Below are 12,763 nucleotides of genomic sequence, written 5' to 3' on the forward strand. Positions count from 1 at the left end.
TAGGATTATCATAGAAATGATTCCTATGCATCCGTAGCTCAGGGGATAGAGCGTCGGTTTCCTAAACCGTGCGTCGGAGGTTCGAATCCTCTCGGGTGCACCAAAATATAGCCTTACTTTCTTTGGTTTTCCAAGGAAGGTGAGGTTTTTTGTTTTGTGGGGGATTTTTAGTTAGTTGTGATTTGTTTCTAAAAAATCTTGGTTGTGGTCGGCGTTACGACGTCAAAAGGACGTCGTGGAGAATTTGGTGGGTGTTAGAGATTTTAATAGAAGCGAATTAAAGTGAAAAAATTTAGTGACAAAAAGAGATTTAGGATAATTAGAGCTGAACCATATCATAAATAACGGCGTTTTTGACAAATAGGTACCACAATTTTGACTAAATATTAAGAAAGAACTACATAAATAGCTATAATATTACTTTTATTTTGATTAAGGGATAAAAAAATGTATAATATAGGTAAGTATAATAAGGGGGTACAGAAGTGAAAGTTATAACTTTTTTCAATAATAAAGGGGGAGTTGGGAAGACAACTTCTGCAGTTAATATTGCAAGCTATTTTGCTAAAAAACTAGATAAAAGAATTCTTTTTATGGATCTTGATCCTCAATCAAATTCTACACAATTAGTAGTACGTGAAGAAGATTGGGGAAAATTTTATGGTCCTGATAGAACTGAAAAAACTATTTATGATTACTTTAGAAAAATAATTATAGGTGAGGCTAATATTCAGTTTTACGAAGTTCCAATAAAAACAAGTGATACTAGATATAATTTTCATCTAATTCCTGGACATCCTAAACTATCTATAATTGAAGAGAAATTAAGTAAGGCATGGACTTCTTGTTTTGAAGGAGATATTGGAGGGTTCAGGGTAACTAATTGGTTGAGACAGTTTGAAGATCATTATAAAGAAGAATATGATTATATAATTATTGATTTAGGACCATCATTAGGAGCATTGAATAGGAGTATTTTACTTAATTCACACTATTTTATTACACCGATGGGATCTGATATTTTTAGCTTGTTGGGCATTGATAACTTAAGTCAATGGTTTAACACATGGAAAACACTATATAAGGATGCTTTGAAAGTTTTGCATAGACAATACGAAGTAGAGGATTACGAATCATTTAATATAAATCATAACCCTGATGAAATGACTAAATTTATTGGGTTTTCAGTACAGCAATATGTTAAACGTAAATTTAAGTCTGGATATAGAGCGATAAGAGCATATGAAGAAGTTATAGAAAATATGCCAAATGAAATCAAGGAAAAACTTCAAATACATAGTTTTGAAAATCTAACTTTAGACGATTTAAAATTAGGAGATATTCCATATTTATATAGTTTGATACCTTTATCTCAAACTTCAAAAGCTCCGATATTTGAGTTAGAGTATTCTGATGGTGTACGAGGTGCTCAATCAATAGCTGCTGAAGAGTATGGTCAATTAATGGACTCCATTACAAAGAAAATTTTAAGTAATATGGAGGTGAACAGATGATAGTTAACTGGCCTGAAAATCTTCTAGAAGAAATTGCAGCACAGAGGTGTATATTATTTATAGGATCTGGACTAACTTCGACTTGTGTGGATGAAGGAGGTAGAAGACCTCCTGGGTGGGAACAATTCATAAGGAATTTTTTAGATGAGATAAAAAAAGGACATACAGTTGAAGAAAATATTAGTTTTATAGAGAATATGTTGAAACAGAAAAACTACCTTATGGCACTTCAGGGTATATATAATAATATAGACCCTGGAATGTATTCAAGATTCTTAAAGAGACAGTTTATGCTAAATGGTTATACAGAATCATCAGCATATAAAGATATAATAAAACTAAATTGTAAAATTACAGTTACAACAAACTTTGATAAGATGTTAGATAAACATTATCATAATGATAATTTTGTTGTTGCTGATTATCATGATACTTCAAGAATAATATCAAACATAAAGGCTCCACAAAATATATTAATTAAAGCTCATGGCACTATTGATAATACTAATAAAATGATTTTTACTAACCAACAATACTTTAAAGCAAGAACAGAAAACCCACAGTTTTACAAAATATTAGAAGCTTTATTTTTAACGAATACAGTATTATTCATTGGTTATAGCATGAATGATCCAGATATTCATCTAATACTAGAAGCTCTTTCGCATGTAAGTGCGGATTCTTCACCACATTATATATTAACTGAACAAAATAGTTATCCAAGTCAGATTACTGAGTATTGGAATAATGCATTTAACTTAAATACCATAACCTATACAGGTAAAAATTATGAGAACTTTTTACAAGCCATATCAACTTTGGTAAAAGAAGTGGATCAGTTTAGGCTATAATAAAAATAGGGTGAGGCATAGCATCACCCTTTTCTTAATATTAATATAGAGTCCTTTTATGATTAAAAAATTATACTTTTGCTCTACCATCTGTACCTTTTAATATTCTTGGAACATCAGAAGTTAAGACATCATGTTCAATTTCAATGATTATAACACAACCTTCCTTAAGATCATATCTTGCTTTGTTCCATACTTGAAAATAAGGTTCAAGTTCATCAAAATTTCCAACTCTATCTGTTAAGTACTTATACATTTCTTTTGACGGCAAGATAAGCACGCCACAAAGTAATTTGTCTTGCAAGAGTCCAGCTATAAGCTTATTTACAGCTCTATGGGAAACTAATATATTTCCAGTTTCTCACTCTACTGCAATATATTTTCGTGAATCATCTTGTAGTTGATATGTAGCATGAATTGGACCAGGTTTTCTTTGAGTAATACTAAGGTTCAGTCTATGTTCTAATTCCCAATTATCTGAAAAAAGAATGAGTCTTTGATAGATTTTAAACCATTACCCTTCATAGTTAAATTTAAGTGAAATGCTCCACTATTCTTTGGATGTTGCATATTATTAATATGCTTTGTTATTTCATTTAGTACATGTTTAACTCTATTATCCCTAAAAGCATCATTAATGTCTACTAAGGGAACTACTCTTAAAACTTTCATGAAAATACCTCCTCGTATTTATTAAAAGGACTACGAAAATAAAGGATTACATTTAAGAAGGTATTAACATAAATTGTATTTTATATCAATAGGTTTATATGTTAAAATTTTAGAGAGGTGAAACTATTGTGAAAAACACTATTCATATAAATAGACTTTACAAGATATTAGGTATTACTAATAACGATGAAGCTGTTAAAGTAGCGAGAAAACTTAAAATACCAAAAAAACAACTTGAATATTATAATAATGAGAGAATACTACCTATTGGAGCATGTCTTGAGAAGATAAAAGAACATCTTAATGTGGATACACCAAAATTAAAAATTATGCTTGGTATATTTGATAGAGATCTAATTGATTGGCTCTCAGATAATAATCACCTATTTTTGGAAGAGTATAATAACACACAAATAAATGATGTAATAGAGTTAAGACCAGAATTTACTACTGAAAATGGGCGATTATATAGAAGTGATTGTATTGAATTAATGCAGTCAATGGACGATAATAGCGTAGATACCATATTTGCAGATCCACCTTTTAACTTATCAAAAGTATATGAGTCAGGGATTGATGACAATTTATCAGAAGATAGCTATCTAATTTGGACCGAAAAGTGGTTATTAGAATGTATTAGAATATTAAAACCAGGAGGTGCATTATTTGTTTATAATATACCAAAGTGGTTAACTGAAACAGCATATATTCTGAATAATTATCTTGATTTCAGACATTGGATAGCACTTAACTTTAGAGGATATACACCACCAATTCCTAACAAATTAAATGTAAGTCATTATGGATTACTTTATTATACTAAGGGATCTCAAGTAAATGTATTTAATAAGCAGAGAATACCAATGAAAACATGTAGACATTGTGGTGGAGAGATACATGATTATGGGGGAAAGAAAAGAGATGTCCCTATAAATGGTCAAACTATCTCTGATACATGGGAAGATATACATCCAGTGAGACATAAGTCCCATAAAAATAGAGAAGAAAATGAATTACCATTAAAGTTACTTTTAAGAGTAATTTCATTGACAACTAATGAAGGAAATATAGTGTTTGATCCGTTTGGTGGAAGTGGTACAACCTATGTTGCATCGGAATTATTAAGGAGAAAATGGATTGGCTGTGAAATTGGAAGCTTAAATCCTATAATTAATAGATTTAATAATAATGAAAGAGATACTTCTATATACGGACAGTTTATTGAAGAAAGTAATACTATTTTTATAAATAAACAGAGGGAATTGAGAGCAGATAATGGATTTTGGTTGCCTGAAGATTATCAAAGAGAATAATATAATTAATGTAAGTTGTTAAAATACTACTATTAGTGAGATAGGTCAACGACACATCAGGAAAGGAAATAAGACAAATAAAATGTAAATAAATGGAATTAAAATATATATAATATTAATGAGAATCCTCTAACAGAAATTCTGTTAGAGGTGTTTCTATTTCAAATTAAAATGGATGGGAAATGTATGTTCACTAAAAACATACCACTAATACTAAATCAATTTTTCATAAGAGAATTTCAGCAACTAATGGACAAGTACAATTATGTAAATGAAGAGAATACAAAAAAGATACAAAGATTACTTAGACTTACAGAAGAGATTGAAGAAAAAAATATATTTTTCAAGACTGCAACAGAGCATTAGCACTAGCAAGGAAATATAAAGAAGATAATATTGAATAATTGGAGCTATACTTATGGGTAAATAATCATGTAGAGGAAATACAAAACTATGAAGTTGAATAAATAAATTTCGAAAGACAATAATAAAAAGTGAGGAAATATCTCATGAATTATTCACAAAAGCGATAGAATGTACTATAATAATATAAAGGAGTGAGTAAAATGCTCATACAATTCAATTTCAAAAACTTTAAAGGCTTTAGAGATGAAGTTTCATTAGATATGACAGCGACTTCATTAAAAGAGCATCCATATAATCTTATAGATACAAATAAAAAAGAATCATTTTTAAAAGTTACAGCTATATATGGTGCAAATGGAAGTGGAAAGAGTTCTGTAATACAAGCATTTGAGTTTATGCGTAAGTGGGTATTAACATCATTTAAAAGAGAGAGTGAAAAGAAAGGAATACCTATTAAAAGATTTGCATTCGATAATGTAAGTAGGAAAAAAACTGCTGAATTTGAAGTGTTTTTTAGATGTAAGTCTAATGAATATCAATATGGATTTACGGTAGATGATAAAAAAATTCATGAAGAATGGCTTTATAAGAGAGATTTTACAAGCAAAAATAAGTATGATACCTTATTTGAAAGAATTGGAGATAAAATAGAGTGTAGTAATAAATTAAAAAGTGCAGAAAATCTAGTTGAATTAGTAGAAGAATCTACCCTATTTTTATCCATAATAGCAAGTGCTAAAATTATGTATGCAAAAGAGGTTTTTAAGTGGTTTTTAGATACAGATATAATAGATTTTGGGGATATTGGGTTAGAGATGTTTTTAACTAGAATGTTACCTCCTTATATAGAGGAAGAAGAATACCTTGAAGGAATGAAAGCATTTTTAAAAGCAGTAGATATAAACATTGATGGAATAAGAGTTGAAAAAAAAGAAATATCTGATGAAGAAAGGGATGAATATAAAATTTTTTCAAAACATTTATCCCAAGACAAAAAAACAATATATGAAATTCCATTTACAGAAGAATCAAGTGGAACTCAAAAAATGTTTGCTTTATATAATTTTATTATATCAACCATAAAAAATGGAAATACATTAATCGTTGATGAGTTGGATGCAAAACTCCATCCTCTATTACTAAGATATGTAATAAATATGTTTCATAATGATGAGATTAATAAAAAAGGAGCACAACTTATATATACTACCCATGATAATTATACATTGACTAGAGAAATATTTAGGAGAGACCAAGTATGGTTTGTTGAAAAAAATGAAGAAGCTGTCTCAGATCTATATTCTTTGGCAGAATTAAAGCTAGAAGATAATACAAAAGTTAGAAATGATGCAACATATAATAAACAATACTTACTTGGGAGATATGGAGCAGTTCCTGTATTAAGAGGATTTGATATGTGGAGGAATGAATATGGGGAAGTTAAATAGAGGTGGAAAGAAGAGAAGTAGGGAAATTAATACTAGAGAAGTTGCTCCGGCGTATTGTTTAATAATAACCGAAGGTACTGAAACAGAGGTGAATTATTTTGAAAACATTAAAGATATAATCAATAAGAATTATAAAGGTAGGATAAAAGTACAGCCAATAGCTTTAAAAGTAAAAGGAATAGGCAAGAGTACTTGTGCATTAGTAAAAGAAGCAGTAAAGCGAAGAAGTTTAGGGAATTTTAGTGATGTTTGGGTAGTATTTGATAAAGATGATAATATTGATTTTGATGATGCTATAAAATTAGCAAAGAACGAAGGGCTAAATATAGCTTGGTCAAATGAAAGTTTTGAACTATGGTTATTACTACATTTCCAGGAGTTAAATTCGCCTTTGACAAGAAATTATTATGAAAGTAAATTAGATAGTCATTTTAAAAGATTGAATTATAATAATGGCAAATATGAAAAAAATATTAAAACTATATTTGAATTAATGAGAGATAATACTTTGAAAGCGATAGAACGGGGTGATAAATTATTGAATGAATATAAATGTAATAGAATAAATATATGTTCTAAAATGAATCCAGCAACTACTGTACAAGATTTGGTTAATATTTTATTACCTTATATTAAGTAAAGTAATTATTTGAATGAAGAAGAGATAATGGTAATTTCTATATGTTGCAATTTGTTCTAAGTTCTTCTCAGTAGTTTTTCCTACTACGTTGACAAACTGACGTCAAAATGGAAGCAACCAGTCACTCGGCATCGTGGATAGGGGGAGGATTAGAAGGATGTCTTAGACAGAAACACTGCATTGTCGGTGAAAAAAATCACCGATACAGAATTTCCTAAACTGTGCGTCGGAGGTTCGAATCCTCTCGGGTGCACCAAAATAAAACCTCATTTTTCTTGAAATTTCAAGAAAGATGAGGTTTTTTATATTGTTGGAGATTTTCTAGTAGTTGATATTCGTTTTTAGGGTGGGACAATAGGATTTTTCGAATCTGTCTCTTTTTATTCAATAGGATTTACATCTATACATGCTTGTGGATACTTTAAATAAGCTTTTGTTTTTTCTCCAAAAAGTACGGTGCATAGTAAGATGATGAAAAGGACTGACATAATAGGATTTTTCAAATGAGTTACGAGCTGTAATCCCAACAACCAACAAATCCATTTATAAGATCTTTTAGCAATACTTCTTAGAGTGGAAATAACTAAAATGATATGAAAAAAAATATAACCTTGAAATACAGCAACAAATTCTGGTCTAAGCAAACACATTCGTTTCACAAGCTCACTTTCAGTGTCTAACATATAAGCTAGACAGCTTAATAAAAATATACTTGATAAGATAATTAATTTTGTCCATAGTATGAAATTAATTAATTTTATACTAAATGTTTTTTTCATTTGCTTAGATTCCTTTCTACATGATGTGTTTTTGGGAGTTAGATTTATTTATAATTGCATTGAATATATTACCATATGCCTTAATAAATGGATATAGTGCAAAAGGATTATATAAGGTATTGGGACAAGTTCATTGTCTCTTTAGTAATACTATGAATGTTATAAGAACAAACCAGCTTGAAATAGTCACATTAAAATGTTGTTACTCATATCAAAACAAGATTCTATAAGGATAATGAAGAGTCTATGAAGCCTCATTTTTCTTGAAATTTCAAGGAAGATGAGGTTCTGTATTATAAGGGATGATGACAATATATATGAAAGTGAGAGCAGATTTTTTTCCTAAGGTATCTGGATACTATCCAAGTATGTAATTGAATTGTAAAAAAAATAGCATAATGTTAGAATAAAAATAGGTAGGGGAATTGCAAATAAAACTTATTGTTCAACCAATTATGGAGGATTTATGAAAAAGAGAAAGATCATAATCTTAACTATACTGCTAATTATGGGTTTCATTAGTATAAGGAAGTTAGACATAAATTTAAGATATAATATGGGGATGCGTGAATATTATAAATACAATACTCCATTAAGCGAAAAGGAAAAAGAGTTGTTAAAGAAAAAACCTTTTATTGTAGGGGTTTATAATGATCCCCCTTTGGCATTTATTAATGAATTTAATAATTATAATACTGGAATTATGGTAGATTATTTATCCCAGTTGGCAATTGAATTAAGTAGTAATATTCATTTAAAAGTAGGATCAAAGGACTATCTCCTTGATGCAATGAAAAGTGATGAAGTGGATGTCATGGTTGTGGAAAATACATATCAGAATAAAAAAGAGTTTGACATAAGTCAGCCACTTTGTGTTGTTAAGGTGAAAATACTAGTTAAGAACAACTCCAATATAGAAAATATTAAGGATCTAAAGGATATGACTTTAGTCACATTGGAGAGAGATAATATAGATGGGCGCATAAATAAATATTTTAAATATAAAAGTAATGTTAAAATCATTGAAGTAGACAATATCTATCAATGCTTTGCTTTAATCAATAAGAATAGTGCAGTTGGATTTGTGGGAGATGATATGGAAGCTGCACATTTTCTTAATGTGACCAATAGAGGTACAAATTTCAGGTTTTTAGAACCGACTCTTTATGAGAAAAAGATGTGCTTAGCTGTTAAAAAAGAAAATAGCTATTTACTTAATATATTGAACAAAGGTATATTAGAATTAAAGAAAAAAAATTTGATCGCACAGACTCAATATAAATGGCTTGGAGATTTTGACACTCATAGTATTGATTTAAGAAATATTGAGTTGGCCTATAAAGTAGTAATTGGCATTTTATTTATTATAGGTATCTTTTCTAGCTGGAATTATGTTATTACTCAAAGAGTGAATACCAAGACTAAGGAACTATCTGAGAGTAAAGAAGAATTACGTTTGATTATTGATACCATGCAAAGCGGTATTATGGTTATAGAAAATGATTGTATAATTGTGGAATGCAATGATGCAGTGACTAGTATAACGAATATGCCTAGAGAAGCTTTAATAGGGGTTGACTATAACCAGCTTAAAGTATTAGAGCCTTTTGTTGACAAAGATCAAATGAATAAGGTATTAAATGTAGGTAAGGCATATTATTATGTTACTAGTCAGAAAATTGCTAGCAATAAAAGTATGATTATAATTGAAAACTATACAGAAAAGTATTTAAATGAAAAGAAGGCTAGACAGGAAGCTAAATTGATAGCTGTTGGACAGCTATCAGCTGGATTGGCTCATGAAATAAGAAATCCATTAGGCTTAATAAAAAGCTATAGTTATATTATTGAAAAGTATTGTGTGAATGAAATTTGTGAGCATGCTATATTAGTGATAAATGACTCGGTAGCAAGAATTAACAAGCTTATTGAGAACTTGTTGAGATTTTCAAAGCTTTCAAATGATGAAATAAAATCAGTGAATATTGAAAACTTAGTAAGTTTAATACTAGATTTGGAAAAAAAGAATATTGAACAAAATGAAATCAATATGATCTGCAAGATCACAGGAAACCATTCAAAGCCAGTTTTAATCAATGAAGATGTACTAAGAATGGTACTGCTTAATCTAATAAATAATAGTATTAATTCATTTGAAGGTGTTGAGAGAGAAAAAAAGAATATCTACTTAACAATGAAAATTGAAGAAGACTATTTAAATATCAAGGTTATAGATAATGGCTGTGGTATAGAAAAGGAAAAGCTTGAGAACATATTTGATCCTTTTTATTCTACTAAAGAGAATGGAACAGGCTTAGGTCTCTATATTATTAGTACAGAAATATCCAATAATGATGGAAGGATATCTGTAAAAAGTAATTTTGGAGAAGGTACAGAGTTTGATATAGTTTTACCAATAAAGGGGTAGTGCAAATGGTTAAAAAAAAGGGATATAAAATACTAATTGTAGATGACGAAATTGAGTATCAAAAGGTTCTGTCTTTAATACTTTCAGATGTTGGATATGATATAGCGAGTTGTTCTAATGGGCATGAAGCGCTTGAACATATGGAGAACAATATCGTAAATCTTGTACTTACGGATTTAAAAATGCCAGTTATGGATGGAGTTGAGCTGATCAAGAGAATAAAAGAAAAATACGATGAGGTTGAAGTAATTGTTATGACAGCCTTTGGGAGCATTGAAAGTGCAGTTGATTCAATAAAATATGGTGCAATCGATTATTTTGTTAAGAGCAGTGATATAAAAGAATTGGTTATGAAAGTTGATCGGTTAGCTAAAATATATAGATTAGAGCGACATAGTTCATTTCTACTTAAGAATCAAAATGAAACTGAATTATTTATCGAGTCTAAAAATGAGGGATATTTGAATCTTTTGGAGATGTGTAAAAGAGTTGCGGATACAGGTATTAACATTTTGTTATTAGGAGAATCTGGAGTAGGTAAGGAGGTCATTGCCAATTATATTCACCGATTAAGTAAAAGAAGGCAAGAACCTTTTGTTCCTGTAAATTGCCAAGTTTTTCCTGAAGGAGTCATAGAATCTGAGTTGTTTGGTCATGAAAAAGGTTCATTTACAGGGGCCATTGACACTAGAATCGGAAAATTTGAACAAGCCAACTTTGGCACCTTATTCTTAGATGAAATTGGAGATTTGCCTATTGTAACACAAGGAAAATTACTAAGAGCTTTAGAAAGTAGGAAAGTAGAAAGACTAGGCAGTAATAAGACAATTGATTTAGATGTGAGATTTATTTCAGCTACTAATAAAGACCTTTCAAAGCAAATCGTTGAAGGAGATTTTAGAGAGGATTTGTTATATAGAATTAATACATTGACGCTGAATATACCACCGCTAAGAGAAAGAAGAGAAGATTTGCCAGAACTGATTCGTTTTTTTATTAAAAAAATTGAAATGGATCAAAAGAAAAAAATTAAGAAAATTGATGACGAGGTAATGGGTTTTTTATTAGGATATGATTATCCAGGAAATATTAGAGAACTTAAGAATATCATTGAAAGAATGATAGCATTAAGTAAAGATGGTGTGATTACAGTTAATGAAATATTAATGCCAATAGGTTGTGTTCAAAAGAGAAAATTGATGGATAATAATTGTGAAAAGACCTTAAAGGAGGCTCGTGCTAATTTTGAAAAGATTTTTATATTAGAAGCCTTAAAGAACAATAATGGAAATGTTACCAAAACAGCAGATGAATTAGAAATAAGCACAAGACAATTGTGGAATAAGATCAATCAATATAAGATAGAGTTGGAAAAAGTGTGAATAATTTTTCAGTGTTGAGTATGAAAGTGTGAAAAATAATTCACACTTTTTATTTTTATATAAATATTGATTATCTTAAAATAAGCATTACACTAAGATTACAGGTTATGAATTGATTTTAAATAATTGGCATGACAGTTGCAATTATAAAATAATGAGAACATCATGAATGTTAAAAATTAAAAGAAAGGATTGAAAAACATGAGAAAAGGAAGAATGCTAGCTTTTATCCTAACATTGGTGTTGACCATGAGTGTTGTAGGAGGTTGTGGAAGGAAGGATGCTACTACAGCAGAGAATGGACCAATTGTTATCAAAATTGGACATACGGATTCATCACAAAGATCGACTCACAAATGGAGTGAAGCTTTAGGAGAATATTTAGAAAAAGAAGCACCTGGTAAGTTTAAAGTAGAGGTTTATTCAGATGGACAATTAGGAGATACACCAGATTTAGTATCAGGCATTAAACTAGGAACGGTTACAATGATGTTTGACTTATCAACAGCAATTACATCTGCAGCAGGTCCGGCTTCAACTTGTATTGATTTACCTTATTTATATCCTTCGTTTGAGGCTTGGGAAAAGGGTACCTTTGACAATGGTGGGCTAGAGTTATTCAATGAAACTTTAAAAGATTCAGGATATTATTGTATAGATATGTATTATAACGGGATGAGACAAGTAATCAGTAGAGATAAAATTTATAAAACAAAAGCTGATTTTAAAGGACAAAAAGTTCGTATTGCACAAAATGATTTAAATATTGAAATTTGGAAAGCTATGGGAGCTAATCCAACACCTATGGCTTGGGGAGAAGTAGTAACTTCATTATCTCAAGGTCAGATTAATGCATTAGATCATTCTCTAGGTGTATTTAATGATTTTAATCTACATGAAATTGCTCCACATATAACATTAACAAATCATGCTTCTTCACCATTCCCAATTATCTGTTCAAGAGACTGGATTGAATCTTTAGATCCAGCGGATAGAAAAGTATTGGAAGCAGGAGTTAAAGAAGTTGCTAAGAAACAAAGAGAAGAGGAATTTGCTAAAGAGCAAGGTTATATAAAGAGATTTATAGATGAAGGTGCAGAGGTTCATGAATTAACTCCTGATGAAATAAAGGCATTTGAAGAAGCTGTAAAACCAGTATATGACTATCAACGTAAAATTGTTGGAGATGAAATGGTTGATAAATGGTTAAAAACACGTCCTTAGTTTAAATAAATACAAGAAGTAATATAGATATATTACTTCTTGTATGATGATACAAACTAGGATATTAAGGAGAAAAATATCTTTATCGAATGAGTCATTTTAAGAAGTCAGATGATTGATAAGATAGTATGAAAGGAGGTTAGGTC

The 12,763-nt window shown here is 29.8% G+C and carries 12 protein-coding genes and 2 tRNA genes; 11 read left to right on the top strand and 3 right to left on the bottom strand.

Annotated features, from left to right (window positions below; genetic code table 11):
* The first annotated feature begins 27 nt into the window (after window positions 1-27).
* The 3 genes from BN2409_RS04195 (at window position 28) to BN2409_RS04205 (ending at window position 2,365) form a co-directional block, all read left to right on the top strand.
* A tRNA-Arg gene (locus tag BN2409_RS04195) sits at window positions 28-103 on the top strand.
* Window positions 104-485: 382 nt separating this feature from the next.
* A complete protein-coding gene (locus tag BN2409_RS04200; RefSeq protein ID WP_053955418.1) occupies window positions 486-1,514 on the top strand; it encodes a ParA family protein in 1,029 nt (342 codons plus the stop codon).
* Window positions 1,511-2,365, top strand: a complete 855-nt coding sequence (locus BN2409_RS04205; RefSeq protein WP_053955419.1) for an SIR2 family protein — start codon at window positions 1,511-1,513, stop codon at window positions 2,363-2,365. Before BN2409_RS04200 ends, BN2409_RS04205 begins: the two co-directional genes overlap by 4 nt.
* Before the next feature lie 70 nt (window positions 2,366-2,435).
* Here the strand turns inward: BN2409_RS04205 and BN2409_RS04210 are convergent, their stop codons facing one another.
* Both BN2409_RS04210 and BN2409_RS17605 read right to left on the bottom strand, forming a co-directional pair.
* Entirely contained in the window at window positions 2,436-2,714 is a 279-nt protein-coding gene (locus BN2409_RS04210) for a PDDEXK family nuclease (protein WP_110942944.1), read from the bottom strand.
* Window positions 2,715-2,827: 113 nt separating this feature from the next.
* Window positions 2,828-3,037, bottom strand: a complete 210-nt coding sequence (locus BN2409_RS17605; protein WP_053955421.1) for a PDDEXK family nuclease — start codon at window positions 3,035-3,037, stop codon at window positions 2,828-2,830.
* A gap of 128 nt (window positions 3,038-3,165) precedes the next feature.
* Between BN2409_RS17605 and BN2409_RS04220 the strand changes: the two genes are divergently transcribed.
* The 5 genes from BN2409_RS04220 (at window position 3,166) to BN2409_RS17110 (ending at window position 7,060) form a co-directional block, all read left to right on the top strand.
* Window positions 3,166-4,350: a DNA-methyltransferase gene (locus BN2409_RS04220; RefSeq protein ID WP_053955422.1), complete on the top strand. Its 1,185-nt coding sequence runs from the start codon at window positions 3,166-3,168 to the stop codon at window positions 4,348-4,350.
* 186 nt (window positions 4,351-4,536) lie between these two features.
* A complete protein-coding gene (locus BN2409_RS04225) occupies window positions 4,537-4,716 on the top strand; it encodes a hypothetical protein (RefSeq protein WP_053955423.1) in 180 nt (59 codons plus the stop codon).
* A gap of 200 nt (window positions 4,717-4,916) precedes the next feature.
* Window positions 4,917-6,164, top strand: coding sequence for an AAA family ATPase (locus BN2409_RS04230; protein ID WP_053955424.1), 1,248 nt, complete (start codon window positions 4,917-4,919; stop codon window positions 6,162-6,164).
* Window positions 6,148-6,804, top strand: a complete 657-nt coding sequence (locus BN2409_RS04235; protein WP_053955425.1) for an RloB family protein — start codon at window positions 6,148-6,150, stop codon at window positions 6,802-6,804. The genes BN2409_RS04230 and BN2409_RS04235 overlap by 17 nt, the downstream gene beginning before the upstream one ends.
* A gap of 177 nt (window positions 6,805-6,981) precedes the next feature.
* Window positions 6,982-7,060: transfer RNA gene (locus BN2409_RS17110), tRNA-Ser, on the top strand.
* Window positions 7,061-7,184: 124 nt separating this feature from the next.
* Here the strand turns inward: BN2409_RS17110 and BN2409_RS04240 are convergent.
* On the bottom strand, window positions 7,185-7,583 hold the full coding sequence (locus BN2409_RS04240) for a hypothetical protein (protein ID WP_053955426.1): 399 nt from the start codon (window positions 7,581-7,583) through the stop codon (window positions 7,185-7,187).
* Window positions 7,584-8,049: 466 nt separating this feature from the next.
* On the opposite strand from BN2409_RS04240, the gene BN2409_RS04245 reads away from it, so the two are divergent.
* The 3 genes from BN2409_RS04245 (at window position 8,050) to BN2409_RS04255 (ending at window position 12,617) form a co-directional block, all read left to right on the top strand.
* Window positions 8,050-10,011 carry an ATP-binding protein gene (locus BN2409_RS04245; protein WP_053955427.1) on the top strand — a complete coding sequence of 654 codons (1,962 nt, stop codon included), beginning with the start codon at window positions 8,050-8,052 and terminating at the stop codon, window positions 10,009-10,011.
* A gap of 5 nt (window positions 10,012-10,016) precedes the next feature.
* Window positions 10,017-11,393 carry a sigma-54-dependent transcriptional regulator gene (locus BN2409_RS04250; RefSeq protein ID WP_053955428.1) on the top strand — a complete coding sequence of 459 codons (1,377 nt, stop codon included), beginning with the start codon at window positions 10,017-10,019 and terminating at the stop codon, window positions 11,391-11,393.
* Window positions 11,394-11,594: 201 nt separating this feature from the next.
* Window positions 11,595-12,617, top strand: a complete 1,023-nt coding sequence (locus BN2409_RS04255; RefSeq protein ID WP_053955429.1) for a TRAP transporter substrate-binding protein — start codon at window positions 11,595-11,597, stop codon at window positions 12,615-12,617.
* The last annotated feature ends 146 nt before the right edge of the window (window positions 12,618-12,763 follow it).

The organism is Inediibacterium massiliense (assembly GCF_001282725.1).
Classification (GTDB): Bacteria; Bacillota; Clostridia; order Peptostreptococcales; family Thermotaleaceae; genus Anaerophilus; species Anaerophilus massiliensis.

Excerpts from the sequence above, each read along its gene's own strand:
- BN2409_RS04225 (WP_053955423.1), top strand. The coding sequence starts at position 4,537 with ATGTTCACTAAAAACATACCACTAATACTAAATCAATTTTTCATAAGA.
- BN2409_RS04230 (WP_053955424.1), top strand. The coding sequence starts at position 4,917 with ATGCTCATACAATTCAATTTCAAAAACTTTAAAGGCTTTAGAGATGAA.
- BN2409_RS04205 (WP_053955419.1), top strand. The coding sequence starts at position 1,511 with ATGATAGTTAACTGGCCTGAAAATCTTCTAGAAGAAATTGCAGCACAG.
- BN2409_RS17605 (WP_053955421.1), bottom strand. The coding sequence starts at position 3,037 with ATGAAAGTTTTAAGAGTAGTTCCCTTAGTAGACATTAATGATGCTTTT.
- BN2409_RS04235 (WP_053955425.1), top strand. The coding sequence starts at position 6,148 with ATGGGGAAGTTAAATAGAGGTGGAAAGAAGAGAAGTAGGGAAATTAAT.
- BN2409_RS04245 (WP_053955427.1), top strand. The coding sequence starts at position 8,050 with ATGAAAAAGAGAAAGATCATAATCTTAACTATACTGCTAATTATGGGT.
- BN2409_RS04250 (WP_053955428.1), top strand. The coding sequence starts at position 10,017 with ATGGTTAAAAAAAAGGGATATAAAATACTAATTGTAGATGACGAAATT.
- BN2409_RS04255 (WP_053955429.1), top strand. The coding sequence starts at position 11,595 with ATGAGAAAAGGAAGAATGCTAGCTTTTATCCTAACATTGGTGTTGACC.
- BN2409_RS04240 (WP_053955426.1), bottom strand. The coding sequence starts at position 7,583 with ATGAAAAAAACATTTAGTATAAAATTAATTAATTTCATACTATGGACA.